Source organism: Actinomadura hibisca NBRC 15177, from assembly GCF_001552635.1.
Lineage (GTDB): Bacteria > Actinomycetota > Actinomycetes > Streptosporangiales > Streptosporangiaceae > Spirillospora > Spirillospora hibisca.
In genome coordinates this window covers 54424-80817 of the sequence record NZ_BCRO01000019.1, presented here as the reverse complement: position 1 = coordinate 80817, position 26394 = coordinate 54424, and the positions used below count along the sequence as shown (strand labels likewise).

The window sequence follows — 26394 nt, the reverse complement described above, 5'->3', positions numbered from 1 at the left end:
GGTACCGTGCGGTAGGTCACAGTATGGGAAACTGATACCTGTTGGTCCCGAGGTCTCCCCAATGACCAGGCGGACACTCCGGTATCTTTTCCGCCATGTCTCAGTCAGAGCGCCTCGTGCTCGCGACGCGCTACCGGCTGGTCTCGGAACTCGGTCACGGTGCCAACGGCACCGTGTGGCGGGCCCATGACGACCTCCTCGACCGCGCGGTGGCGGTCAAGGAGCTGCGCCTTCCCGAGGACCTGTCCGAGGACGACCGGGTCACCTTCTACCGCCGCACGCTGCGGGAGGCCCGCGCGCCCGCGCAGCTCCGCACGCACTCCATCGTCGAGGTCTACGACGTCGTCATCGAGAACGGCCGCCCGTGGATCGTGATGGAGCTGATCGAGGCGCCGAGCCTGGAGCAGCTCATCGAACGTTCGGGCCCGCTGCCGCCCGAGCGCGTGGCGCACATCGGCCGCCGCCTGCTGGACGCCCTGGCCATCGCGCACAAGGCCGGGATCGTGCACCGCGACCTCAAGCCCAGCAACGTCATGCTGGACGGCGACCGCGTCGTGCTGACCGACTTCGGTCTGGCGTTCTCCTCCGGCTCGGCCAGCCTGACCAAGACCGGGCACTTCATGGGCTCGCCCGCCTACGTCGCACCCGAGGTCGCCTCCGGCGAGAAGGCCACCCCGCGCTCTGACCTGTGGTCGCTCGGCGCGACCCTGTACGCCGCGCTGGAGGGTCGCCCGCCGTTCGAGCGCGACAACGTCATGGCGACGCTCAGCGCGCTCGCCAACGAGTCCGCCCCGCCCATGCACAACGCGGGCCCGCTCGCCTCGGTGGTCACCGGCCTGCTGGAGAAGAACCCGACCCGCCGCCTCAGCCACGCCCGCGCCGTGGACCGGCTGGAGCGCGCGATGGCCGGCCCCCGGTCGGGCCGCCGGGCGCAGCCCACCCCCCGCTACCGGATGATCGCGATCATCGCGCTGATCGGCGCGACCGTGGCCTCCTGCGGCATCGGGGGGACCGCGCTGGTGGTCGGCATGATGAAGGAGAGCCCCGGCCCCTCCCCCCGGGCCACGACGCCGCTGCGCCCGACCGACCCGGGCACCGACGCGCCGCCGTCGGCGGCCTCCAGCACGCTGGTGGTGCGGGCCGTCGCCGACGGCTGCAAGATCTTCGTGATGGTGCCGGGCGCGAGCACGTCGGTGCTGGCCAACGAGACGTTGTTGCCCGGCGCCACCCGCCAGTACGAGCAGCAGCGGCTGAACGCGGTGATCTACAACTCGGCCGCCTGCGAGGTCTGGGTCAACGGCAAGCGCAAGGAGTCCGGCAAGCTGGGCGAGCGCCGCTCCTACACCATCAGCCGGACGCCGGGCGGCAACTAGATCGCGGGAATGTGGGAAGGCCCTGGATGGCTGCACTGATCACAAGAGCCGGTCGGTGCACGTGCCACACCGGCGAGTCGTAGGCGGAGGTGTCCTTCCCATGGCCGAGCGGACAGCGCAGTCCGAGCAGCGGTACCGGATCGAGCACGACTCCATGGGGGAGGTGCGGGTCCCGGCGGCGGCCAAGTGGCGGGCGCAGACGCAGCGCGCGGTGGAGAACTTCCCCATCTCCGGGCGCGGCCTGGAGGCGGCGCACATCGCCGCGCTCGGCCAGATCAAGGCCGCCGCCGCGACCGTGAACGCCGAGCTGGACGTCCTGGACAAGGACGTCGCCGCCGCGATCCACGAGGCGGCCTTGGAGGTCGCGGTCGGCCGCTGGAACGACCAGTTCCCCATCGACGTGTTCCAGACCGGCTCGGGCACCTCGTCCAACATGAACGCCAACGAGGTGGTCGCGACGCTGGCGGAGGAGCGGCTCGGCCGCCCGGTGCACCCCAACGACCACGTCAACGCCTCGCAGTCGTCCAACGACGTGTTCCCCTCCTCCATCCACATCGCGGCCACCGGCTCGGTCGTCAACGACCTGATCCCGGCCCTGCGGCACCTGGAGGCCGCGCTGGAGCGCAAGGCGGCCGAGTTCGCGACCGTGGTGAAGTCGGGCCGCACCCATCTGATGGACGCCACCCCCGTCACCCTCGGCCAGGAGTTCGGCGGTTACGCCGCCCAGGTCCGCTACGGCGTGGAGCGGCTGGAGGCGGCGCTGCCCCGCCTCGCCGAACTTCCGCTCGGCGGCACCGCCGTCGGCACCGGCATCAACACCCCGCCGGGCTTCGCCGCCCGCGTCATCGAGGAGATCGCGGGCCGCACCGGGCTGCCGCTCACCGAGGCCCGCGACCACTTCGAGGCCCAGGGCGCGCGCGACGGCCTGGTGGAGGCGTCCGGCGCGCTCCGCACGATCGCGGTCAGCCTCACCAAGATCGCCAACGACCTGCGCTGGATGGGCTCGGGCCCCCGGGCCGGGCTCGCCGAGCTGCGGCTGCCCGACCTGCAGCCCGGCTCGTCGATCATGCCGGGCAAGGTCAACCCGGTGATCCCCGAGGCGGTCGCGCAGGTGGCCGCGCAGGTGATCGGCAACGACGCGGCCGTCGCGTTCGGCGGCGCGGCGGGCAACTTCGAGCTGAACGTGATGTTGCCGATGCTGGCGCGCAACGTGCTGGAGTCGATCACGTTGCTGGCCAACGCGTCGCGGCTGCTGGCCGACCGCGTCATCGACGGCGTCGAGGCCGACGTGGAGCGGGCCCGCGAGTACGCCGAGTCCTCCCCCTCCATCGTGACGCCCCTCAACCGCTACATCGGCTACGAGGAGGCCGCCAAGGTGGCCAAGCAGGCCCTGGCCGAGCGCAAGACCATCCGGCAGGTCGTCCTGGAGCGCGGCTACGTCGCCGACGGCAAGCTCACCGAGGAGCAGCTCGACGCCGCGCTGGACGTGTTGTCGATGACCAACCACGACCGCTGACCCGGGCGCTCGCCGCCCGGGACAGGTCCCGGGTGTTTAGTACCAGCCCGCGGCCCGGAAGTGGCCCCAGGCGCCGCAGGGCGTGCCGTGGCGGTACTTGATGTAGCGCAGGCCCCAGCGGATCTGCGTCCTGGGGTCGGAGCGCCAGTTGGGACCGGCGCTGCTCATCTTGGGCCCCGGCATCGCCTGCGGGATGCCGTGGGCTCCGGTGGCGCCGTTGTGCGCGCCCTCGTCCCACCCGCTCTCGTGCGCCCAGAGGCGCTCCAGGCAGCGGAACTGCTGCGCCGAACCCCACTGGAGTTTGGCCATCATCGCGCGGGCGATGCGCTTGTTGCGCGCCACGCGTTTCAGCTCGCGGTCACGGATCTCGGTCAGCTTCGGTTCCCGGCGTTCGAGGCCGTTCCCCAGACGGGCCGTCGCGGCGGACCGCGCGGTCCCGTCCGGGGTCGCCTCCACGGGCGCCGTCGTCATGGGCGCGACCACCAGCGTGGTGGCGGCGCCCAGGGCGGCGGCGCGGAGACCGGTACGGATGAAAGTCGACACGCGCAGTAGCGTTCACCCGACCGGGACCCGCCGGGCCGCTGATTCCGCGCTCCTGGGGCGGGCCTTTGCCGACCTATTGGCAGGCGATGCCCCGGCGGGGTGACAAAAGGGGCGGGCCGGAGCCCGCCCCCTCGTCGGCGACAACGGTCATCTGCCGCGACTCACCCGATTACCGGGCCTGGTGCGCGGAGCACCCCGTGCGTACGACCCGTTGCGCGGTGTTTAGTACCAACCCCGGCTGTTGGAGTGGCCGAGCGCGCGGCACGGCGTCTTGTACCGGCCCTTGATGTACTTCAGTCCCCACTTGATCTGCGTGCGGGGGTTGGTGCGCCAGTCCTTGCCGGCCGACCGCATCTTGCGGCCCGGCAGCGCCTGCGGGATGCCGTAGGCGCCCGACGACCGGTTGTGCGCCTTGTGGTTCCAGTGGCTCTCGCGGTTCCAGAGCTTCACCAGGCACTTGTACTGGCGGTTGGACCAGCCGCGCTTGGCGACCAGCGGCTTGGCCAGCGCCTTGTTGCGCTGCGCGCGGGTCGGCTTCTTCTTGGCCTTGGCCGCGGTCACCACCTGGGTGGGCGCGGCGGCGTGGGACGCCGTGGTGGTGGCCTGGGCCGGAACGGTCTCGGCGACGACGCCCAGGGAGAGCGTGGCGGCGAGGGCGAGGGTGGCGGAACGCCGAAGGGGCTTGCGGATCAAAACGAACCTTTCAACGTGCCGGACGGCCGGTCGGCCCAGCGGATGGGAGACCTCGCACGGCGCGGCCCCGCGATGGGACTGCGGGACGACCGGGCACCTGACGCGTCCGCGGAGGACGCGCGCGCAGGGACGCTCACCGGGGTGAGGCGTTGCGCGAACAGCGAGGTGGGAGGCGGCGGGCGCCTAGGGGTGCGCCCCCGCCGGGGATACGGGCCAGGCGACTGGATGCGCCAGACCGTTGTGGGCCTTGGTGGGGCCGGGCCGCTTCGTCGCGGCTTCGTTCGCCGCGCACGGCCGGGGGCCGTGCGCGGCAAGGACGTACCGTCCTCACCCGGGCGGACGCGGTGTGTCACCGGCCGCTCGGAAACTCAGATCGGGTCGGGGCGGGACGTTCCTGAGAACTTCCGCCCGGCGGTTTCGCGACGGCCGGGCCTCAGTACCAGCCGACCGACTGCGAGTGCGACCACGCGCCGCACGGGGTGCCGTAGCGTCCCTTGATGTAGCCGAGCCCCCACTTGATCTGGGTGCGGGCGTTGGTGCGCCAGTCGGATCCGGCGCTGGCCATCTTGGAACCGGGCAGGGCCTGCGGGATGCCGTAGGCGCCGGAGGAGGGGTTGGCGGCGTTGACGCGCCAGCCGCTCTCCTTGTTCCAGAGCTTCACCAGGCAGGCGAACTGGCCGCTGCCGCCGAAGCCGTAGCCCGGCAACATCGACTTGGCGATCTGCTGGGCCTCGCCCGCCGGGATCGGGTCGGCGCCCGCACCGCCACCGGTGCCGCCGGTGCCGCCGTCCTTCTTGTCCTTGGCGTCCTCGGGCTTCTTGGTGGGGATCGGCTCCCCCTTGGGAAGCAGGGACGGGGCCTTCGCCTTGCCGCGGGCGGCGCGCGAGGCGCGCTCCACGGCCAGCTTGTGCCGCTCGGCCTGCACGACCTTGGGGTCGGGGGCCACGACCGCGGCGTCGGCCAGCGGCTGCGAGACGGCCGCGTCCTTCTTGCCGTCGGCCGCGGCGGGCGCGGAGTCGCCCGCGAACGCCAGGGCGGCGACGGCCCCGCCGCCGACCACCACGGCCGCGCCCGCGGCGACCGCCGCGATCTTCAGGCCGGTGCGCCCGCCGGAGCGGGCGGGGCGGGCCGGGGCGCCGGTCAGCTCCTCGCGCGGCCCGAGCGGGTCGGCGACCAGCAGCGGCGCGGGCCCGGTGCCGATCGGCTCCATCCCGGCGGTGTCGCCGGAGCGGGCCGCGGCGTCGCCGGGACGCGCGGCGAACGAGGCGCCCGCGACCTTGACGTCCGCCTCGGTCACGGGGCCGAACGGAGCCCGGCCGGGCTCCGGGGAGTCGAAGCTCTGTCGTTCGTCTCGCCCACGGGACCCCTGCGAGTCTCCGACCAAGGCGGTCCTTCCGACGGTCGCACGCGCATGGGCACGCGCACGAGGTGCCTTCACCCCCGGCCGGGCCGCCGCCCGGCTGAGGGCGGTTCCCCGGCCCCGGAGCGGTGCGGCACCGGCGGACCGATCAGGGCGGCCCATCCGGATTTGCCCCACTCGGGGGTGCTTACGGGGAGACACAATGCCCGACGCGCCGGGATGGTCCGCAACCAAATCGAGACGAATGCTCGTGGTGGCGCCGTTGTCAACTTGCCCTGAACATTGCCAAAACGGCGATGGGAGCTGGGAATCCTTACCTTGGCGTTAGGTTGTGTGACCTTCATCACAGATGCACGGAGTGATGTTTGATGATCACTCTCCGTTCCGGAAACGCCCCGGACGGCACGACGCCCCGGACGGTCGGAACCGTCCGGGGCGTCCCGTTACGCCTTCCCCGCCCGATCAGGGCGGTCCGGTCACCCGGTCACGTCGCCGAGCATGTCGGTCACCAGCGCCGCGATCGGCGACCGCTCGGAGCGGGTCAGCGTCACGTGCGCGAACAGCGGGTGGCCTTTCAACCGTTCCACCACGGCGGCGACGCCGTCGTGCCGGCCCACGCGCAGGTTGTCGCGCTGCGCCACGTCGTGGGTGAGCACCACCCGCGAGCCCGCGCCGATCCGCGACAACACCGTCAGCAGCACCCCGCGCTCCAGCGACTGCGCCTCGTCCACGATCACGAACGCGTCGTGCAGCGAGCGGCCGCGGATGTGGGTGAGCGGCAGCACCTCCAGCATCCCGCGGTCCAGGACCTCGTCGATGACCTCCGGGGTGGTGACCGCCGACAGCGTGTCGTAGACCGCCTGCGCCCACGGCGACATCTTCTCGTTCTCCGAGCCGGGCAGGTAGCCGAGCTCCTGGCCGCCGACCGCGTACAGCGGCCGGAACACCACCACCTTGCGGTGCCGGCGGCGCTCCAGGACGGCCTCCAGGCCCGCGCACAGCGCCAGCGCCGACTTGCCGGTGCCCGCGCGCCCGCCGAGCGAGACGATGCCGATGTCGTCGTCCATGAGGATGTCGAGCGCGACGCGCTGCTCGGCCGACCGGCCGCGCAGCCCGAACACCTCGCGGTCGCCGCGCACCAGCCGCACCGACTTGTCGGGCTGCACGCGCCCGAGCGCCGAGCCGCGCTCCGACAACAACCGCAGCCCGGTGTGGCAGGGCAGCTCGCGGGCCTCCTCCAGGTCGGCGACGCCCGACTCGTACAGCTCCTCGACCTGGCCGCCGCCCAGCTCCAGCTCGCGCATCCCCGTCCAGCCGGACTCCACGACCGCGAGCTCGGCCCGGTACTCCTCGGCCGCCAGCCCCACCGCCGACGCCTTGACGCGCATCGGCAGGTCCTTGGACACCAGCACCACGTCCCGCCCCTCCTGGGCGAGCCAGCTGGCCACCGACAGGATGCGGGTGTCGTTGTCGCCCAGCCGGAAGCCGTCGGGCAGCACGCTGGGGTCGGAGTGGTTGAGCTCGACGCGCAGGGTGCCGCCCAGCTCGCCCAGCGGCAGCGCCTCGTCCAGCCTCCCGTGCTCCACGCGGAGGTCGTCCAGCAGGCGCAGCGCCTGGCGGGCGAAGTAGCCGAGCTCCGGGTGGTGGCGCTTGGCCTCCAGCTCGGAGATGACGACGATGGGGAGTACGACCTCGTGCTCGGCGAACCGGGTCATCGCCCCCGGGTCGGCGAGCAGGACGCTGGTGTCGAGGACGTAGGTGCGCCGGCCTTCGTCGGCGGACCCGGTGACGGGCCCCGGCTGCGGACGGCGCGGAGAGGTTGTGGCCACTCGATCTCCCTGATGATGGGGGAACTGGTGGCGCGGCGGTCCGCCTCCGCGCGGCCGCGGCCCCGGAGGCGGGGACGGCCGGAGGCGGTGTCGGGGCGTGGGCCCTCAGGAACCGAAGCGCCGATGGCGCGCGGCGTAGGAACGCAGTGCCCGCAGGAAGTCCACCTTGCGGAAGTCCGGCCAGTGGACCTCGCAGAAGTAGAACTCCGTGTGCACGCTCTGCCAGAGCATGAAGCCGGACAGACGTTGCTCCCCGGAGGTCCGGATGACCAGGTCGGGGTCCGGTTGGCCGCGCGTGTAGAGATGCTCGGCGATGTGCTCCACTTCGAGGATCTCGGCGAGTTCCTCGATGCTGGTGCCTCTGCCCGCCTGCTCGATGAGCAGAGAGCGCACCGCATCAGCGATCTCACGCCTACCTCCATACCCAACGGCGACGTTCACAATCAGGCCGGGAACGCCAGATGTGGCTTCGCCCGCATCTTTAAGGACACGAGCGGTTTTGTCCGGCAGCAGATCGAGCGCCCCGACCGGCTTGACGTGGTAGCCGTCGGCCGCCAGGCCCGCCACGGTGTTCTCGATGATCTCCAGCAGCGGGTCCAGCTCCTTGGCGGGCCGGGTGAGGTTGTCGGTGGACAGCAGCCACAACGTGACCACCTCCACGCCCGCCTCGGCGCTCCACTGGAGCAGTTCGGAGATCTTGTCGGCGCCGCGCCGGTGGCCGGTGTTGACGTCGCTGATGCCCATCGAGCGGGCCCAGCGCCGGTTGCCGTCCAGGATCACCCCGACGTGCCGGGGGATGATGTCGGTGGGCAGCGAGCCCTCGACCCGCCGCTCGTACATCCGGTAGGCGGCGTCGCGGACGATCCCGTACGGCTTGCTGCGCCGGATCGCCGAGGTGAGCTTGCCGTCGCCGGACGGGTCCCGGCGAGCCCGGTCCCCCATCTTGGGCATAGTGGGCATCCCTTCGAGCGTCCGTTCCTGAGGGGAACGAGGCTCAATTATGGCCCGCCCCGGGGAGTCGTCCCACCGGGACGGCCGCGCCCGGCCGTCCGGATGGGGCCGTCCCTCAGCGCGGCGGGCGGCTCAGCAGGTCCCGGTAGCTGGCCCCGGCGCGCTCGGCCTCGGCGAGCAGGTCGCCCAGGAAGCGGGCGAGTTCGGCGGAGGTCAGCACCGCGCGCACGCCCCGGCCGCCCGCGCCCCAGGCGTCGATGACGGCGCGGCGCGCGACCCGCCAGCGGCCGTCGGCGGCGCGGTCGGGCTCCTGCGGGCCGATCCAGGTCGAGGAGGTGCGCAGCGTGCAGCGCAGCTCGCCGGTGCTGGCGAGGTCGCCGCGGTCGCGGTAGCGGAAGGCGAACAGCTCGGGTTCGGGGGCCGGGTCGGGGCTGGGGTCGGGGAACCGGTCGTCGGGATCGGGCCAGCGGGCGGCCTGCGGGGAGTCCTCGGCGCGGGCGGCCGCGACGCGCTCGGCGAGCCCGGCCAGGAAGTAGCCGCAGCGCTGCCCGACGGCGCCGAACGAGTCGCCGTCGCGGCGCAGCTCCAGCGTCACCTCGAACGGGGTGCCGCCACGGTCGCGCGACGGCACCGGGACGACCGCCAGCGACGTCCCGTCCAGACAGCGAAGCCTTCCCACGCCGTTCCCCGCCCCTTCCGGCCCGCGCGCCGATGCCACCTCAGGAGGCACATTAGGGCAGGCCGTCCCCATGATCACACCTCGCGGACCTCGGAATCGGGTAAGGAATCACACGACCTCGGGGCCGGGCAGGCGAGGGACGTCGGCCGCGGGGGCGGTCAGGCGGTGGGGCCGGCGGCGCGGGCGCGCTCGACGTGCTCCAGGGCGGTGCGCAGCTCGCCGAGCCACTCGTCGGTGTTCTTGCCGACCAGCCGCACGCACCAGGCCAGCGCGTCGCTGCGGCTGCGCGCCACCCCGGCCTCGACCAGGGTGTCCAGCACCCGGCGCTCGGGCTGGCGCAGCCGGGTCATCACCGGCACCGACAGCGTGGTGAACATCTCCTGGCGGCCCCCGCAGGTGACGCCCCACGACACCTTGTGGCCGAAGCGGTGCTCGGCCTCCCGCGCGATCGCGATGCGCTGGTCGCGGGTGCCCTCGCGGAACCGGTCGATGTGCCCGGCCAGCTGGGCGGCGCGCTCGGCCTCCGAGCGCTCCTCCGGACGGTCCTCTGCGGCGGCCGGCTCGGGCAGCTCGCCGAGCACGGTGACCTCCTCGCGGTCGAGCACGATCTCGGGCGCGCCGGTGAACCAGCCGTCCGGGAGGCGGCCGGAGAACCAGCCGCGCAGCTCCTCCACCGCTTCGCTCGTAGTCATGTAATCAAAATTACAACGCCGTTCCGCCGGGGTCGAGCGCACGCCCGTAGTTGACAGTCACCATCTTTTGAGAGTTACTTTCATTTAATAGTGACTACCTTTCGGAGGGTGTTCCATGACGGCACCGGACCCGCGGCGGTGGTGGGGCCTGGGCGCGCTGGCGCTCGCCCTGCTGGCGCTGGGCTTCGACCTGACGATCCTGAACGTGGCGCTGCCCACGCTCTCGGCCGAGCTGCACGCGGGCACCAGCGCGCTCCAGTGGATCGTCGACTCCTACGTCCTGGTGTTCGCGGCGCTGCTGCTGCCCGCCGGGCTGCTGGGCGACCGGTTCGGCCGCAAGCGGCTGCTGCTGGCGGGCCTCGCGCTGTTCGGGGCGGCGTCGCTGGGCGGCGCGCTGGCCGACGGCACCACCGGCGTGATCGTCGCCCGCACCTGCATGGGGCTCGGCGCGGCGGTGGTGTTGCCGCTGTCGATGTCGATGCTCCCGGCGATCTTCCCGCCGCACGAGCGCACCCGCGCCGTCGCGGTCTGGTCGGCGTCGATGGCGCTCGGCCTGCCGCTCGGGCCGCTGCTGGGCGGCTGGCTGCTGGAGCACTACTGGTGGGGCTCGATCTTCCTGGTCAACGTGCCGGTGGTGGTGCTGGGCGGGCTCGCGGTCGCGTTCCTGCTGCCGGAGTCGCGCGACCCGGCCGCGCCGCGCGTCGACGTGCCGGGCGCGGCGTTGTCGATGGCGGGGCTGGTCGCATTGGTCTACGGGGTGATCGAGGGGCCGGTGCGCGGCTGGGCCGACCCGCTGACGCTGGGCGCGGTGCTGGGCGGCCTGGCGCTGCTGGCGGCCTTCGTGCGGTGGGAGTCGCGGGCCGCCGAGCCGCTGGTGGACGTGGCGCTCTTCCGCGACCGGGTGTTCGTGGGGTCGGTGTCGGCGGCGGTGATCGGAACGCTGGTGATGTCCGGGGCGCTGTTCGTGCTGCCGCAGTACCTCCAGGTCGTGCGGGGGCACGACGCGTTCGGCACCGGGCTGCGGCTGATCCCGATGCTCGCGGGCCTGATGGCGGGCGGGCTGCTGACCGACCGGCTCGTGCCGCGCACCGGCGCCAAGCCGGTGATGACGGCGGGGCTGCTGACGCTGACCGCCGGGCTCGGCGCGGGCGCGTTCACCGGCGCGGACGACGCCTACACCTTCACCGGCGCCTGGCTGGGCGTGATGGGGCTCGGCATCGGCATGACGCTGGTGCCCGCCATGGACGCGGTGCTGGCGCGGCTGCCCGACGGCCAGGCCGGGCGCGGTTCGGGCCTGGTGCAGACCCTGCGGCAGACCGCCGCCGCGCTGGGCGTGGCGGGGCTCGGCAGCCTGGTGTCGTCGGTCTACCGGGGCGAGGTGTCCACCGGCGGCCTGCCGGAGGAGGCGGCCGTCCTGGCGCGCGACTCGATCGGCGGCGCGGCGTCGGCGGCGGCCCGGCTGGGCGATCCCGCGCTGCTGGCGTCGGCGCGCGACGCCTACGTGTCCGGCATGGACGCGGCGCTGGCGGTGTGCGCGCTGGCCACGTTCGTCACCGGCCTGCTGCTGTGGGTCTTCCTGCCCGCCGTGCCCCCGGAGCGCGCGCCGGACGCCGGTGATGCCGCAGAATCGGACCATGAGCACGTCGCTTCCTGAGCAGACCGCGGCCGGACGGCTGGACGACCCCCTCGACCACCTGCCGCTGCGCGAGCGCAAGAAGCTGAAGACCCGCAGGGCGATCCAGGAGCACGCCCTGCGGCTCTTCACGGCCCGGGGCTACGACGCCACGACCGTGGAGCAGATCGCGGCGGCGGCCGAGGTGTCGCCCAGCACGTTCTTCCGCTACTTCCCCACCAAGGAGGACCTGGTCGTCACCGACGAGTACGACCCGGTGCTGGAACGGCTGCTGCGCGCCCAGCCGCCGGAGCTGGCCCCGCTGGAGGCGCTGCGGGCCAGCTTCCGCGAGGTGTTCCCCTACGTCTTCCAGACCGACATGGAGACGATCAGGACGCGGGTGCGGCTCATCGCCGAGGTGCCGTCGGTGCAGGCGCGGGTGCACGAGCTGATGCGCGGCGGCACGCTGGCGGTGCTGGCCGGGGTGACCGCCGAGCGCACCGGCCGCGAGCCGGACGATCCGCGGGTCCAGGCGTTCGCCTGGGCGGTCATGGGGGTGCTCCAGGCGGCGATGTACACCTGGCTGGACGGCGACGGCGCGGCGGACCTGCCCGGCCTGCTGGACCGCAACCTGGAGTTCCTCGGGGCGGGGATGCCGCTGTGACCGTCAGCCCGGGGTGCGGGCGGCCTGGCCCGGGTTGACCCGGACCGCGCCCTTCATGTTGCGCGTGTAGACGTTCTGGACCTGCACCACCGTGCCCCGGCGCGGCGCGGCGATCATCTTGCCGCCGCCCAGGTACAGGGCGATGTGCGAGATGTAGCCGGGCGCGGTCGGGTCGTTGGCCCAGATCAGCATGTCGCCCGGCTGCGCCTTGGCGTAGGGGATCACCCAGCCGGTGCGGGCCTGGTCGGCGGCGACCCGGGGCAGCTTGATCCCGGCGCGCGCGAACGCGTACTGCATCAGGCCCGAGCAGTCGTAGCCGCCCTCGGCCTCCGACTCGCCGCCCCACACGTACGGCCAGCCGAGCCGGGTGTAGGCCGCCTTGATCACCGTCTGGACCTGCGGGGCGGTCATCACCCGGCCGTTGGCCTGCGGCAGCTTGCCGACCGACGGCACGTCGATCTGCGGGTTCACCTCGACGGCCCGCGCCTGCTTGGGCAGCACCTTGCGCAGGCCCTTGATGAACGCGGCGGGCTTGGTCTTGGGCACGCTGACCAGCAGCGCGTTGCCGGTCGGCATGCCGAGCGCCTGGGCGTTGCCGCGCGAGACGACGGCGTCGACGTCGCTGATGCCCATCGTCGCGTACGCGCCGACGCGCAGCTGCGTCTGGCGGCCGCCCTTGCCGCCGACCGGGACCTGGCTGCCGAGCTGCACGCCGCCGTCGCTGCCCATCATGAACGAGACCGCGACGTCGCCGCCGGCGATGTTGCGCCACAGGTCGTCGGCCTGCGCGGTGGGCTTGGGGGTGTAGTTGCGGAAGGTGGAGGGGTCGACGCCCAGCAGGCCGACGCGCTTGCCCGCGACCATGGCCTGCGCGGCGTCCACGACCTCGACGCCCTGCACGCCCTTCAGCTTGCGCACCTTCTCGACGGCGGCGGCGGGCAGCGTGCCGGGCGCGGCGATCAGCACGTGCGGGGCGAGGCGCCTGCCGAGCGGGGCGACCGCCGCGGGCGACAGCGCCGAGCTGCCCGAGGCGGCCACGAAGCGGCGGCCCTGCGACTGCGGGGCGGGCGCGGGCGCGTCGCCGTGGTCGAAGGCGACCACCACCGCGATGTTGGCGGCGAGCGTGGTCACCGCCGAAACGCCGATGATCGTTGGCAGAACCCGGCGGTTCGGCTTACGCACGGCAACACTCCCCTGTCCCTCGGCCCGTGTCCGGCCCGCCGGCCATCGGCGGCGAACCGGCCCCACGACTATGACCCGCGGACACGACCACCGTCCAGATACCCCGGGCGCGCGCCGCCACCCCGGCCCCGGCGGCCGCGTTCCGTCAGCCCCGTCTTCGCTACCAAGTGGTAACACCTGGCGCTGACGAGATCAAGGTCACGTTGCCACAAAGTGGACCGGCGGTCCAATTGGTCTGGTCCGGTCAGCCGCGCACCTCGGCGCCGAGGGCGGCGGGGGTCGTGACCGGCAGGCGGCAGGCGAAGTTCCGGCACACGTAGGCGGCGGGTTCCCCGCCCACCAGGCCGCGCCCCTCCAGCAGCGGGCTGGCGGTCGAGCCGGGCGCGCCGACGCTGACCACCGCGCCGGGCGACACCGACATCAGCGCCGTCTGGTGCAGGGCGCGGGTGCGCTCGTCGCCGGGCTCCCCCACGACGGCGATCTCCAGCGGCCCGGTCAGGTGCGCCTCGGCGACGGCGAGCCCCCATCCGGCGAACCGGGCGTGCTGCTCGGCCAGCAGGCTCGCCGGGGACAGCGCGGCGGTGGCGGCGTCGCGGTGCCGCTGCGAGCCGGTGAGGGCGGCATAGGACAGCAGGGCCCCGGCGGCGGCGAACTGGCCGGACGGGGTGGCGTTGTCGGTGGGGTCCTGGGGACGGCGGAACAGGCGCTCGGCGTCGTCGGCGGTGTCGTAGAAACCGCCCTGCTCGTCGCCGAATCGGTCCAGCACGGTGTCCAGCAACGTCCCGGCCACCCGAACGTACTCAGCCTCACCCGTGACCCCGTGCAGAGCGATCAGCCCCTCAGCGACGTCGGCGTAGTCCTCCAGCACACCCGCGTTGCTTCCGGCCGTGCCGTCACGGGAAGTACGCACCAGTCGCCCGTCGCGCACGTGCAGATCGATGACGAGGCGGGCGACCTCGCGGGCGGCGGTGACCAGGTCCGGCCGATCGAGAAGCGCGCCGCACTCAGCGAGCGCAGCAATCGCCAGGCCGTTCCAAGCGGCGACGACCTTGTCGTCACGAGCAGGCGGAACACGCTCCTCACGGGCGGCCAGCAACGCGTGCCGCACCCGCTCGTACCGCTCGACGTCATCAGGGTCGCGCAACAACTGCAGAACAGAGGTGCCGTGCTCGAAGGTGCCGGTGACCTCGAACAACCCGGCCGCGTACCCACCATCCTCGTCGCCCAGCACTTCACGAAGCTGCTCAGGCGTCCACACGTAATACTTGCCCTCGACACCCTCGCTATCAGCGTCCAACGCCGAGGCGAGTCCATCCTGCGGCGTACGGAGGTCGCGCAACATCCAGTCGCAGGTCTCCAGGGCGACGCGGCGCGCGAGCGGCGTGCCGGTGAGCCGCCACCAGTGCGCGTAGACGCGGGCGAGCAGGGCGTTGTCGTAGAGCATCTTCTCGAAGTGCGGCACGATCCAGGCGTCGTCCACCGAGTAGCGCGCGAAGCCGCCACCGAGCTGGTCGTACATACCGCCGCGCGCCATCGCCTCCAACGTATGGCCTGCCATGGCGAGCGCCTCAGCGTCCTGGGTGCGCGCATGATGGCGGAGCAGGAACTCCAAGGCCATGGACGGCGGAAACTTGGGCGCACCCCCGAACCCACCCCGCGCCACGTCATAACTACGCGCAAGCGCCTGCACGGCCTGCCCCAACTGCTCACTCCCAGGAGGCTGGGTACCGCCCATCGCGGGCGCGCGCGAGGAAAGCGCCTCCACAACCTGCTGCCCCTGCCCAGTGACCTCATCACGCTGCTCACGCCAAGCCTTGTCAACGGCCTGAAGAAGCGCCTGGAACTGGGGCCGGGGGAAGTAGGTGCCGCAGTAGAAGGGATGGCCGTCCGGCGTCATGAAGACCGTCATGGGCCAGCCACCCTGCCCGGTCATGGCCTGGGTGGCCTCCATGTAGACGGCGTCGATATCGGGCCGCTCCTCGCGATCCACCTTGATATTGACGAACAGCCGGTTCATGAGCGCCGCGGTCTGCTCGTCCTCGAACGACTGGTGCGCCATGACATGACACCAGTGGCAGGCCGCGTACCCAACAGACAGCAGAACGGGCACATCCCGACGACGCGCCTCGGCGAACGCCTCCGGACTCCACTCCCACCAGTCCACCGGGTTGTCGGCGTGCTGGAGGAGATACGGGCTGGTGGCGTCCTTGAGACGGTTCATGCCCCGATCCTGCCCGATGCGGGCCAGGACTCACCCCTCGGACGAGTCCAGGTCGGCCAGAGGGTTCATATCAACGCCCACCTGCCAGTGATGGTCGAGCACCTCGATGACCTTGTGCACCGCCTCCGGGTCCATTCGGCCGAGCAGCGGCAGGGTCCAGTACCAGCTAGTGGTGCCGAGAGCCTGAACGACGAGCTCGTTGGTGAGGGCTGCTTCTCCCGTCCCTGCTGGATACAGGCGATGAGCAATGACGCGGAGAGCGGAGAGCGTCCAGCAGTCCTCGCCTCCTGCCATATCGAGGTATACGGGGGTGCTTGAAAGCAAGCCGGCGACCGTCGCCTGTGCGACGCCTCGGGCGGCGGCATCCGGGATTTCGTCGATCGTGCGGCGTGCTTCCTCGCTGTTGCCTAGGACGGCTTGCAGCAGGGCGAGACCGGTTGCGGTCAGCGGTCCGGTCGAGAGGCGGGCGCGTGCCGATGTCCGCAGGGACGCGAGGTGCGCCTCCGCTCTCGCCCCGGAAGCGACGCTGCTGAAGGCGGCGAGCAGTTCGGTCCCGGCAGAGGAGGGGCCACCGCTGCCCGGCAAGCCGTCGGAGACGATTCTGTCGACGAAGGACGCGGGGTCGAGACCCGCCTGAACAGCCAGGGCCGCCCGACGGTAGGGAATGCCGGGCTTCCCAGTCGGCCGCTTCCCGTCGGCGGGCCGGGCCCAACTGGTGGCGTTCTCGGCATCGCCGACGTGCGCGAACGCCTGGGCGACCAGGGCTCTCACCTCCGGCCTGTGCGAATCGAGGCGCTCAGCGGAGGCCGCCGCCTCCGTGGCGCACCACACCGCTTCGCCATGGCGCCGGGCTTGGGCGAATGCCTTCGCGGCCGAGGCGAGGACACGTATGCGCTGCACCGAGTCAGGCCGTTCACCCGTCAGGGACGCGAGGGTTGTATCGACGTCGCCGCCGGTACTTGGGAGAGCTTCGGCGAGGAAGGGCAGCCAGGGGACATAGGTCTCCAACTCGGCAACGGCCCTTGTGAACTGATCGAGACGGTTTTTCAGCTGCGGGCCGTCACCGAGGTCCGACAAGCGCTTCGCCTGTTCGAGCAGGTCCGGCTCGTCCGCAACGGCGACGTCAACAGGCTCGCCCATGAAGTCATCGAGCAAAGACGTGGCTCGGACGGCAACATCCGGAGGGAACTCAGCGAGCATCCTCCGGATGTCATCGTGTGGCTCTTCAAGGTCGAGATAGGCCTGCACCACCAGAGCCAGCGACTCACTGGTCTCGTCCGCAGGCAAGGAGACCAGTGCCGCCTGAATCTTCTTCCGCGCGATCTCCGCCAGCTCACGGGCCTGATCCCAGGATTCTGCGCGCACCACCCCCGGATTCGCCTGCGCGAGCGCGGAGGCTGTGAGGGCACAGCAGTCGGCGGCGGCCAGCCCCGGGGAAGCCTCGACGAATGCCTTGGAGAACTCCCGCATCCTCGGAAGGATCCGATCGGCGCGTTCATGATCGTGTGCAGCGACGGAGGCCCAGATCCCGACCGCGAACACCGGATCACCCTCCTCCGGTTCCGCCTGGCTCTCCGCTTCGAGCAACAGCTCGTCCAGCACTCGCTCCGCGAGGACCCGGTCAGTCTTGCGAAGCCGCTCCGCCGTCCTGGCCGACGGCTCGACGTTCTCCGGCCTACAGACGTCAACCGTTCCCAGTAGCCTGCCCGCCTCATCGGACATCCCCAGCTCGGCCAGGACGGCGGCGGTCCGCGCAACGATCGCCACGGTGTCCCACTCGGCCATGGGGAACGTGAGGAAGGGATGTTGCTCCGCTTGTTCGGCCCACGCCGCCGCCTCCCGGGCAAGCAACGTCACCTGCTCCTCCGCCTCCCCTGTCGCCGTGCCCGAGAGCGCCTGGGCCATCTCCAGCAGCCGCACCGCCTTCGAGACGGGATCGCCGGGTGCCAGTGCCAACGCACGTGCCCGCTCCACATCGCCGACCAGGCACAGCGCGCGCAGTACCTCACGCGGGACGTGCCTGCGCATGGTCTCCAGGAGTGACCGCGACGCCGCTGCCGACGCCAGGATGGCGGGTGTCTTCCCGCATGCGACGTGGTCGAGCGAGGAGAGCGCGAGATCGACGCGGCCTTTGGAGGCGAGCCGCAGCAGTCGGCGATGGTCGAGTGTGAAGGCGAAACGGCGCTCAGAGGCATCGTCATGCCGCAGGAGACTCAGGTAGTCGTGGAGGAGATATCCGGGGGTGGAGCCGGGCCAACCGTACTCTCGGTAGCCGTCGGCCCAGGTATGGAGCCGCTGGCGGAGGTCGGAGCACATCTGGTCACTCAACTGGGCCAATGCGACTTCGTACAGGTCCCGGTGAGCCAGAACGAACGCGTCCGGCTCCAACTCTCCGAGGCAGAGGCCTCGGCCTGCCACGCTGTACAGGCGCTCGGTCAGATCGAAAGGGATCAGCCCGCGGCCGATCAGTTCCGTCAGGGCGTTCTCGGTGAGCCCTCCATGGGCTACCGCCAGGAACCCGACGACCTCCCGTCCCCACCCGTCCTTGTCTTTGAGCAACTCGACCAGGTTGCGCAACACCTCCTCACGCCGGACGGCCGCCTCAGGCGAGGGCCGAAAGTTTGTTATCCGCTCAGCGTGGCGCAGAGGATGGTGTGACGGGACGTCACCCGGAATGGGCGGATGCCACCGGCGGCTGACCAGGACGACCAGACCGGGATGCAGCTCCGGTGGCAGCAGCGAGGCGATGCTCTCGCCATCGAGATACGACACGGAATCCAGGTCGAGCCCGTCGACCAGCAACAGGAGCCGCCGGTCGTTCTTCACGCTCTTCTTGGCCGCCGCCTCGTACAGGTCCAGCAGTGTGGCGGTGTCCCTGAGGGAAGGCGGCTTCCTGCCTATATGTCTACTAAGGGCTATCACCATGGTGTCGAGGAAGCGTTGCGCCGTGTCACCGCCACTTCTCCATTGGACGAAGTAGGCGACAAGGTCGATGTTCTCCGGCACGTGCGAGGCGGCAAAGCTGGCGAGAAAGGCCGTCTTGCCCGCCCAGGGCGGCGCTACGAGCGACAGATACCTCGACTTGGCGCTCACCAGCTCGCACAACCGATCAAGATCATCCTGCCGCCCCGCCAGCTCCGGCGGCCGGTCTTTTCCTTTGGCGGCGTGGACAAAACGGAAGGGGGCCGGTCCGGTAGGGCGGCCGGCATTGGGCTTCCGCCTGCCCTGGTTGCGTCGGCCCTCCTTCTGGGCGAGCCGGAGAAGAGCATCCCACTGCTGGCGCGTACGCACCGGCCTGCCACCGGTGCGCTCCTCAATGTGCCTCTCCATATAGACGATCAGCTCGTGGACCAGGTCATCCAGTTCGGACGACGGCGTCTCGTCCCCCTTGACCCATGCGCTGAACCTCTTGCGGTCCGCGCCCACCTCCGCACAGATCTTCGCGCTCGTGAGGTGATCGCCTCTGATGCTCGTGGCTTCGTCACGCAAGGCACTCAGGGCCGACGCGAAGCGATCCCGATGCTCCCGCGGGTCCGGTCCCTTCCCGGCGTTCACCTCGTCTCCTCCCACCGCTCCCCGGATTTTTCTTTTCGCGCCTGACCTGCGCCAACGTCCTCACTTCAGGGCATCCAACCTCGCCGGACAGTCACCGGACAGGAGACAACCGTCGCACCAACCACCCGGTCCGCTCCGACCGGCCTGTCCGAGAGGGAACCTTCATGCCCACACTGCCTGTTCTGCTGACCAACGCCGCCGTCCTCACCGCCGCCACCGGGCTCATCTACACGTTGGCCCTGCTCGGCGTCGCCTTCGTCTCGGTCGCCTCGCGCACGCCGGCCCGTCGCCGCGACGCCCGGGCGACCCTGGCGATTCTGATGCGCCGAGGTTCTCGACCGTGATCACATTTCCGCTGTCCAAAAAGGAGAAATCTATCTCGCCTACGCTAATAACGGAACGCATGCTGGGTCCTTGGCCGAGTCCCGCCAATAGCCAGACAGACCCGGATCTCCTGTGATTAGCTGCCTCTGAGGGCCCCCACTGCACCTCCACTTTCCCGGTCCCTGACGCAAGGCCAGGAGCCGGGTTTGGGAGGAGCGGATCACCATGAGCGAGCGCATGAGGCGCTGGCTGGGGAACCGTCTGATCGAAACGAGGAGGTGGTGGCAGAGACAGCGAGACGATCTGGCCTGGCTGACGGCGCAAACCGTCATTTCGGCAGTGGTCTCGTATCTCATGACACTGGTTTGAACGAGAACGAGAGGGCCTCTCCCGGCAGCCGAAGAGCCGGGAGAGGCCGCTCGCGGCCATGATCGGTTATGCCTGGCATGAGCCAGAACCCCGTCATGGCTGCTTGTGGGTGCTGCCGCAAACAATAGTGGAAGCTCTTACTACACTCCGGCTCCCAGTTCCTGCCTCAGCAGGGATGTTCCAGCATTAAGGGTCCTTGGCGGTAACACCGCAGCGTTGTCCCCGCGTCGGCGGGGAGGGGGTTCCGTGAGTTCCGTCCGGGACGACCTATGATCTTCGAGGGCCATACGACATGCAACTGGTTGATCCTCCGTCGTCCGGCGAGGCCAATGGGCGGCCCTGCTGGGATCCCCGCAAGCATGAGTGTGTTCGCGCCTTTACGCTGGATGGTGCCGTGGTCGGACGGCGTCTCACGGAGTTGTTCATGTGGGCCGACGAACTGACGGACGTGGACGGTGACACTCCAGGCGAGAAGGTCGCCGTCGTCGAGTTCCTGCTCGCCCTCTGCTACGCCTCGGGCATCTATCCCACCTCCCCTGAGGAGTGGCAGCGTTGGGTGCAGTCGGAACGTCCGCTCGACGGGGTCGCTGACTGGCTGGAAGGGCAGCGTGACGAGGACTGGAATTTGTTCCATCCCGACCGCCCACTTGGTCAGAACAGCCTGCTCAGAGAGTTCTTGGAGGAGCACGGGACGGGCCCCGCCCAGCTGGTGCTCGAGCGCGCCGGGGACTACAACCAATTCGCCGACCACCATCATCTCGACCACCCCGACCCGCTGCCCGCCGCCAGGGCCTTCCGGGCCATGCTCACGCAGCACGTCTTCGGCCCCTCCGGCCGCGCGCGGATCTCGGGGAAGGCCACCCTGGGGCCGACCATCACCAACCTCGCCACCGGGCGGCTGGCGGGCCGCGTCCGGGTCCTCGCCCGGGGACGGACCCTGGGCGACATGCTGCGCCTGAACCTGACTCCGACCACCGACGATCCCCGGATGCTCAACCTGACGTGGGACCAGGAAGGGATCGAGCGGCGCGGATTCACCAGCAAGCCCCCGCCCCGCCCCGTCAGGGGCTACGCCGACCTGCACAGCTACCTGGGCCGGTCAGTGCTCCTCAAGCCCAAGCCCGGCCTCCATGGTGAGCAGGCCGTCGTCGAGCGCGTTCTGATCGGTGCGGGTGAGTTGCTCGACCTCGATACCGACGCACATCTCCAGGACGCCGTCATGTCGGTCACCCGCACGGGAGAGCGGAAGCCTCTGTGGCCATCGCCAACGCGTGATCTGTGGCGCGAAGCGCATGCCCTTTACGCGGCGGTCGCGAAGAGGGCAAGCAACCTCCGCGCGGCGGCCGAGGAAGTACCAGACAACCTCTACGCCCGTCTGGCCCAACTGCCTAAGGAAGGGGGGAACGGACACCAACGCTACGACCTGTTGGCGGTCGGTCTCCTGACCAACAAATCCACTCCCATCGGCTGGGTCATCAGCGACTTTCCCTTCGCCCCAGGGCAAGCCCCAGCGCTGTACCAAGCTTCGCTGCGGGGTTCTCAAGTGGCGGAACACATCGCCCGTGCCCTGGACCGAGCTGCATACCGGGCCTGGGAGGTCATGTTCCCGAATCCCAAGCCGTCCGACAAGAAGTCGCAGATCGCCCGCTTCGACGCGCGAGGTGAGCAGTGGAAAGCCACCGAGGAGCCCTTCCACACCCTGCTCGCCGACGTCGCCGAAGGCGCGATCGTCGACGAATGTATGCCCGAGTACACGAAGTGGCTCGTGGAGATGGCCTGCGAGTTCCTGGACAAGCGCCTGGATCCGCTGCCGTCGAACGGTCAGGGCCTTCGCGCGCGGGCGGCGGCCCGCCGCGGGTTCAAGGACTTCCTCACCAACTTCCAGGCACCGGACGACCTGACCGGCTTCATGAACGGAGAAGCATGAACAGCGCAGGTGAGCAGGAGTCCGTGGAGGCGAGCGCCGCCCGGCTGACGGCCTGGCTGACGGGCCTGGTGCACAACCGGCAGTACGGCGACCTCGCCCAGCTCCGCCGCGTCACCGCCGCCAGCGCGCCCAGGTACCAGGCCGGATGGTTCGCCCCCGAGCGCGACAAGCGGGAGACATACGAGCAGGTGGCCTTCCTGTTCGCCGTGTACCACCGGGGCATGGGCCAGCCCGTGCAGGGTCACGGCAGCTTCGGCGCCGCAGCCCGCCGGATCGGCCATCCCAACTCCCGAGGTCCCGAGGACCCCGGCGCGACGCGGCTGATCGACCGGATCGTGTCCAGCCGGCGCATCCCCTGGCGGCACCTCCAGCACGGCATCACGCGGCTGCGCACCTGCGAACGGCATCCCCCGTCGTGGGCCGAACTCGTCGTCGATCTCGATCACTGGAACGACCGCAAGGCCCGCGTCGCCTACAACTGGGCGGTCGACTTCCACGAGCCGCAGAGCCTCAGTCGGCCCCATCGCCAGAAGGGCAGCAGCAACGCATGACCGAGACCCCCGTTACCCGTGCGCCGTTCCTCTCGCTCCACCTGCTGGAGACGCTGGCGGCGGTCCTCCCGGTGCGCGACGAGAACAACGCTCCGAAGACCATCGTCTTCGGCGGCTTCGAGCGCCATATGATCACCAGCCAGGCCAGGCGGCGCGCCGAGCGGATGCACGCCCGCGACCGGGCCAACGCCGGGATCGGCCCACTCGCGGGCCGCACCACGGGCCGGCGCACCCGGGAGTGGGCGCTGCTCTCGGCCCGAGCGTTGGAGACCGCGCACGGCTGGGAGAAGGACGAGGCCGTGCTTACGGCGCGGGCGGTCCTGGAGGCGGTGGGGCTGAAGTTCGGCGACCCCTCCAAGAAGACCGTCGCGAACCTCACCAAGGTGCTGGTGTTCGCCCCGGCCGACACCGGTGACCGGATCGCGGCGCACATCGCGGAGCACGCCGAGGAGCTACGCCGGTGGCGGGACGACTACCTCGCCGCCCAGGCCACCGCCGCGAAGCCGAAACGGGGCGCGCGCAAGGCATCCGAGGAGTCCGGAGGTGACGAGGGCGAGGGGGCGCAGAGCAAGGACCTGCCGCCGCTGCCGAAGGAGTCGCGCGCCGCGGTCCTCACCGCGCTGGCCCCGCGCGACGCCATCGACATCGCGCTCTACGGCCGGTTCCTCGCGGAGGTCGCCGACTCCCCGAACGTGGACGGCGCGGTCCAGAGCGCCCACGCCTTCACGATCCAGGAGGCCGAGACGGTGGACGACTTCTACGCCGCGGCGGACGACGCCAAGCTCGAACGCAAGAAGAACGCGCTGGACTTCCTGGACGCCGCCGACGACGCGGGTGCGGGCATGACCGGATACCAGTCCCTGATCTCGGGCACCTTCTACCGGCACGCCGTCCTCGACCGCCGCCAGTTGCGGACCAACCTCCAGGCCGCGGGCATGACGGCGGCGGAGGCGGAAGAGGTCGCCGTCGCCGCCGAGCAGGAGTTCGTCACCGCGTTCGTCGAGGCCTTCCCCGAGGCCAAGAAGAACTCCACGGCCTCCACGGGCTCGCTGCCCTCGCTCGTGCTGGCCTTCGAGGGCGGACGCCCGTACAACTACGCGGCCGCCTTCCAGAAGCCCATCAACGAGGACCCCGAGGACAGGGGCGGTGAAGGACCGGCGGGCCCGGCCGGGGTGAAGCGCCTGCTCGACCACCACACGTTCGTCGGGAAGCGGCGCCCCGACATCGTCACCGCCCGGCTGCTCACCTACGACCCGCAGGTGGACGCGCTCCTCGACGGTCTGCCCTCCCTGGAAGCGACGCGGGTGGACACCATCGAGGGACTGACGTCGTGACCGACGCCGCGGAGTACGTCCTGCTCATCCGGCTGGCGGGGCCCCTCCAGTCGTGGGGCATGGCCAGCCGCTTCGCCGCCCGCCGGGATTCGCACAGCCGCCCTACCAAGTCCGCGGTGATCGGCATGTGCGCGGCGGCTCTGGGACTGCCGCGTTCCATGGGGTTGGAGGAGCCGGACGGGAAGCTGACAGATCTGGGAAAACTGGCGAGCACCATGTTCGGCGTACGAGCCGACCATCCCGGTGTTCCGGTCCGGGATTATCACACCGTGGGAGCCGGTTCCTATCCCCTTCGCCCCCGCGATCTGATCCTGGACCACCGGCGGGCCGCCGCCGTCTCGGCCGGCCTCGACGCGACCCCCGACGGCCTGTTCGGCCACCACACGCTCCCGGGGTGGTACGGCTCACCGAAGAAGATCGCCGCTGAGCCCGTCTCCGGTGTCCCGGTGTCCGGCGAACTGATGCGCTCGGCCCTCATCACCGAACGCTGGTACCTCGCCGACGCCTCCTTCCTGGTCGGCCTCCAGCATGAGGACGAGGGCTTCCTCACGTCGGTCGGCCAGGCACTGGAGCATCCACGGCACCTGCTGTGGCTGGGCCGCAAGTCCTGTCCCCCGTCCGGAACCCTCAGCCTGGGCACCTTCCCCGGTGAGCTGGAACCGGTTTTCCGCCAGCGTCGTCTGCTCCCCGGTCCCGACGGCACCATGCCCTCGGGAGGACGGGTCTGGGCCTGGATCCAGAAGCGGCCCTCCGACAAGCAGGGCCCCGCTCCCGTACCCGTCCACGACCAGCCGGTGAGCTTCGCCGCCATGGGGCCCGAACACACCACCCGTTGGGAGGCCCGTCACAGGATCACGATCTCCCCGGACGCGGCCGAATGGAAGGACCTCATCCCGTGAGCGATCCGACACGGTCCCGTACGGCGGCGGCCCGCTTCGTCACGTCCCACTCGGTGCTGACGCTGGACGCGCGCCATCCCTACGTGGCGAAATCCCTGGTCGACGCCCAGGAGATGCACCGCACCGTGATGAGCGGCTTCCGAGGCTGGGTTGACGACGGCAGCCCTGATGCCCGCGCCCAGATGGGCGTCCTGTCTACCTGGACCGTGAATCTCAAAGAGGCCGCCCTGGTCCTCGTGGTTCAGTCCAAGGTGGCGGCGGACTGGGGGCACCTGCCCAAAGGCGTCCTGCGAGAAACACCGCATCTCATCACGGTCGACCACACCTTCCACGTCGGCGATACCGTCGGTTTTCGCTCGGTCGTCAACCCCACTTACAGCAAGCCACGAACCGCTTCGGACGGAAATCTGCTCCGCGGCCGGCGGGTAGCGCACACCAATCCCGACGGTGTCAGGAAATGGTGTGCGCGCCGCTTCGGAGATGGAAACGGAACCGGCGGCGACATCGGTGGTGCCGCCGACCCGGAGACGATCTCGGTGCGTATGTTGCCCACGGTGTCCAGCTCCGTCTCCCACAAAGGGTTGAAGATCGCTCGTGCCGAACTGCGCGGCTCTTTGACCGTCACCGATCCCACGGTGTTCGTCACTGCTCTCTCCGACGGCGTGGGCCGTGCTCGTGCCTACAGTTGCGGTCTCGTTCTGACCCGCTGACCGGCATCAAAGCGTTCCCGATGCAGGCGCGGACTCACCCCTTGGGCGAGTTCAGGTCGGACAGGGCCGTTTCTATCGCGCGGTGGAAGGTCGGGTAGGCGGTGATCAGTTGGCGTAGTGACTCCACCGGGACTTCGGCGTGTACCGCTACTGACAGGGCGCCCAGGATCTCGCCGCCCGCCGGGCCCATCACCGTTGCGCCCACCAGCACGCCTCGGTCGGCGTCTTCGACCAGTTTGATGAAGCCGTCGTTGTCCACCTTGTGGATGAAGCCGCGCGTGGAGTCCGGGATCTGCGCGGTGCCGGTGCGGACGGTCAGACCCTTGTCGCGGGCCTCGGACTCGATCAGGCCGACCACGCCGATCTCCGGATCGGTGAAGGTCACGCGGGGCACCGCGTGGTAGGAGGCGGGTGGGCCGTCCTCGCCGAGGATGTCGCGGACCGCGATCGCCGACTGGTACATCGACACGTGCGTGAACGCGCCCTTGCCCGTGATGTCGCCGACCGCCCACACGCCCTCGGCGGCGCGCAGCCGGTCGTCCACCTCCAGGGTGCGGGCGCCGTCGTCCAGGCCGAGCACGTCCAGGCCCAGGCCCTTGAGGTTGTTGCGGCGGCCGGTGGCGACCAGCAGTTTCTCGGCTGTGAGCTTCTCGCCGCCGAGGTCCAGGGTGAACGTGTTGTCCGCGTAGGACGCCCCGACGGCCTTCACGCCGGTGCGGACCGTCATGCCCTCGCGCTCGAACACCTTCCGCAGCAGCGCGCTCGCCTCGGGCTCCTCGCGCTCGATCAGCCTCTCGCCGCCCTGCACGATCGTCACGCGGCTGCCGAACCGGGCGAACACCTGCGCCAGCTCGACGCCGACCACGCCGCCGCCCAGCACCACCAGCGACTCGGGGGCCTCCTCGGCGCGCACGGCCTCGCGGTTGGTCCAGTAGGGCAGGTCCTTCAGGCCGTCGATGGGCGGCACGACCGGCTCGGTGCCCGTGTTGACCAGGATGCCGCGCCGGGCCCGGAACACCTGGTCGCCGACGGTGACCTCGCCCGGCGCCGTGATGCGGCCCCTGCCGCGCACGACGGTCGCGCCGCGTCCGGTGAGGCGGTCCACGGCGGCCTTGTCGTCCCAGTTGGTGGTGGCCTCGTCACGGATGCGGGCGGCGACCGGGCCCCAGTCGGCCCGCACCGTCGCGTCGCCCGCCATGCCGGGGATGCGCCGCCCGTCCGCCAGCAGGTCGGCGGCCCGCACCATGATCTTGGTGGGCACGCACGCGTAGTAGGGGCACTCGCCGCCCACCAGCCGCGCTTCGACGCCGACCACCGCGAGCCCGGCGTCGGCCAGCAGCCCGGCGGCGTTCTCCCCGCCGGGGCCCAGGCCGATGACGACGACGTCCACGTCCTGCACGGTCATGAAGG

Annotated in this window: 22 protein-coding genes; 11 read left to right on the top strand and 11 right to left on the bottom strand. The window is 70.8% G+C overall.

All coding sequences use genetic code 11. The features are described 5' to 3' along the window. The first annotated feature begins 95 nt into the window (after positions 1–95). Both AH6_RS09330 and AH6_RS09325 read left to right on the top strand, forming a co-directional pair. Positions 96–1373, top strand: a complete 1278-nt coding sequence (locus tag AH6_RS09330; protein WP_083982494.1) for a serine/threonine-protein kinase — start codon at positions 96–98, stop codon at positions 1371–1373. 100 nt (positions 1374–1473) lie between these two features. Continuing rightward, positions 1474–2889: a class II fumarate hydratase gene (locus tag AH6_RS09325; protein WP_067476830.1), complete on the top strand. Its 1416-nt coding sequence runs from the start codon at positions 1474–1476 to the stop codon at positions 2887–2889. Between the two features lie 36 nt (positions 2890–2925). Here the strand turns inward: AH6_RS09325 and AH6_RS44995 are convergent, their stop codons facing one another. The 7 genes from AH6_RS44995 to abmR form a co-directional block, all read right to left on the bottom strand. Further along, positions 2926–3432, bottom strand: a complete 507-nt coding sequence (locus AH6_RS44995) for an aggregation-promoting factor C-terminal-like domain-containing protein (protein WP_174555084.1) — start codon at positions 3430–3432, stop codon at positions 2926–2928. Positions 3433–3654: 222 nt separating this feature from the next. Beyond that, positions 3655–4125, bottom strand: a complete 471-nt coding sequence (locus tag AH6_RS46945; protein WP_307190383.1) for an aggregation-promoting factor C-terminal-like domain-containing protein — start codon at positions 4123–4125, stop codon at positions 3655–3657. A gap of 433 nt (positions 4126–4558) precedes the next feature. Further along, complete coding sequence (locus AH6_RS09310; protein ID WP_245679245.1) at positions 4559–5422, bottom strand: aggregation-promoting factor C-terminal-like domain-containing protein; 864 nt, start codon at positions 5420–5422, stop codon at positions 4559–4561. A 539-nt stretch (positions 5423–5961) separates the two neighbouring features. Then, positions 5962–7314, bottom strand: coding sequence for an RNA 5'-3' helicase PhoH2 (phoH2, locus tag AH6_RS09305; protein WP_067476827.1), 1353 nt, complete (start codon positions 7312–7314; stop codon positions 5962–5964). A 105-nt stretch (positions 7315–7419) separates the two neighbouring features. After that, positions 7420–8265: an isoprenyl transferase gene (locus AH6_RS09300; RefSeq protein ID WP_281180209.1), complete on the bottom strand. Its 846-nt coding sequence runs from the start codon at positions 8263–8265 to the stop codon at positions 7420–7422. A gap of 115 nt (positions 8266–8380) precedes the next feature. Beyond that, the gene (locus AH6_RS09295; protein WP_157431363.1) at positions 8381–8944 is read right to left on the bottom strand and encodes a hypothetical protein; all 564 of its coding nucleotides are present in this window, start codon (positions 8942–8944) and stop codon (positions 8381–8383) included. Between the two features lie 158 nt (positions 8945–9102). Next, the gene (abmR, locus tag AH6_RS09290) at positions 9103–9636 is read right to left on the bottom strand and encodes an ATP-binding transcription factor AbmR (protein WP_067476824.1); all 534 of its coding nucleotides are present in this window, start codon (positions 9634–9636) and stop codon (positions 9103–9105) included. A 115-nt stretch (positions 9637–9751) separates the two neighbouring features. Here abmR and AH6_RS09285 point away from each other — a divergent pair, with 115 nt between their 5' ends. Continuing rightward, positions 9752–11290: a DHA2 family efflux MFS transporter permease subunit gene (locus tag AH6_RS09285; protein ID WP_067476821.1), complete on the top strand. Its 1539-nt coding sequence runs from the start codon at positions 9752–9754 to the stop codon at positions 11288–11290. Further along, positions 11271–11912 carry an acyl-CoA-like ligand-binding transcription factor gene (locus tag AH6_RS09280; RefSeq protein WP_083982488.1) on the top strand — a complete coding sequence of 214 codons (642 nt, stop codon included), beginning with the start codon at positions 11271–11273 and terminating at the stop codon, positions 11910–11912. Before AH6_RS09285 ends, AH6_RS09280 begins: the two co-directional genes overlap by 20 nt. Positions 11913–11915: 3 nt before the next feature. Here the strand turns inward: AH6_RS09280 and AH6_RS09275 are convergent, their stop codons facing one another. From AH6_RS09275 to AH6_RS09265, 3 genes are all read right to left on the bottom strand, one after another. Beyond that, the gene (locus AH6_RS09275; protein WP_067476818.1) at positions 11916–13094 is read right to left on the bottom strand and encodes a C40 family peptidase; all 1179 of its coding nucleotides are present in this window, start codon (positions 13092–13094) and stop codon (positions 11916–11918) included. Between the two features lie 244 nt (positions 13095–13338). Continuing rightward, entirely contained in the window at positions 13339–15315 is a 1977-nt protein-coding gene (locus AH6_RS09270) for a thioredoxin domain-containing protein (RefSeq protein WP_067476815.1), read from the bottom strand. 30 nt (positions 15316–15345) lie between these two features. Continuing rightward, a complete protein-coding gene (locus tag AH6_RS09265) occupies positions 15346–18870 on the bottom strand; it encodes a hypothetical protein (protein WP_067476812.1) in 3525 nt (1174 codons plus the stop codon). Positions 18871–19034: 164 nt separating this feature from the next. Here AH6_RS09265 and AH6_RS09260 point away from each other — a divergent pair, with 164 nt between their 5' ends. The 7 genes from AH6_RS09260 to AH6_RS09235 all read left to right on the top strand — a co-directional run bounded on the left by AH6_RS09260 (position 19035) and on the right by AH6_RS09235 (position 24984). Further along, the gene (locus AH6_RS09260; protein WP_067476809.1) at positions 19035–19214 is read left to right on the top strand and encodes a hypothetical protein; all 180 of its coding nucleotides are present in this window, start codon (positions 19035–19037) and stop codon (positions 19212–19214) included. Between the two features lie 205 nt (positions 19215–19419). After that, positions 19420–19563, top strand: a complete 144-nt coding sequence (locus AH6_RS43580; protein WP_157431362.1) for a hypothetical protein — start codon at positions 19420–19422, stop codon at positions 19561–19563. Positions 19564–19855: 292 nt separating this feature from the next. Beyond that, on the top strand, positions 19856–21490 hold the full coding sequence (locus tag AH6_RS09255) for a type I-E CRISPR-associated protein Cse1/CasA (RefSeq protein ID WP_083982486.1): 1635 nt from the start codon (positions 19856–19858) through the stop codon (positions 21488–21490). Then, positions 21487–22041 carry a type I-E CRISPR-associated protein Cse2/CasB gene (casB, locus tag AH6_RS09250; RefSeq protein WP_067476806.1) on the top strand — a complete coding sequence of 185 codons (555 nt, stop codon included), beginning with the start codon at positions 21487–21489 and terminating at the stop codon, positions 22039–22041. The genes AH6_RS09255 and casB overlap by 4 nt, the downstream gene beginning before the upstream one ends. Further along, a complete protein-coding gene (locus AH6_RS09245) occupies positions 22038–23375 on the top strand; it encodes a type I-E CRISPR-associated protein Cas7/Cse4/CasC (protein ID WP_067476803.1) in 1338 nt (445 codons plus the stop codon). The genes casB and AH6_RS09245 overlap by 4 nt, the downstream gene beginning before the upstream one ends. Continuing rightward, positions 23372–24274 carry a type I-E CRISPR-associated protein Cas5/CasD gene (locus tag AH6_RS09240; protein WP_281180208.1) on the top strand — a complete coding sequence of 301 codons (903 nt, stop codon included), beginning with the start codon at positions 23372–23374 and terminating at the stop codon, positions 24272–24274. Before AH6_RS09245 ends, AH6_RS09240 begins: the two co-directional genes overlap by 4 nt. Then, complete coding sequence (locus AH6_RS09235; protein WP_245679244.1) at positions 24271–24984, top strand: type I-E CRISPR-associated protein Cas6/Cse3/CasE; 714 nt, start codon at positions 24271–24273, stop codon at positions 24982–24984. The genes AH6_RS09240 and AH6_RS09235 overlap by 4 nt, the downstream gene beginning before the upstream one ends. A gap of 34 nt (positions 24985–25018) precedes the next feature. On the opposite strand, the gene AH6_RS09230 is transcribed toward AH6_RS09235, so the two are convergent. Further along, on the bottom strand, positions 25019–26389 hold the full coding sequence (locus AH6_RS09230; protein WP_067476797.1) for a dihydrolipoyl dehydrogenase family protein: 1371 nt from the start codon (positions 26387–26389) through the stop codon (positions 25019–25021). Between the last annotated feature and the right edge of the window lie 5 nt (positions 26390–26394).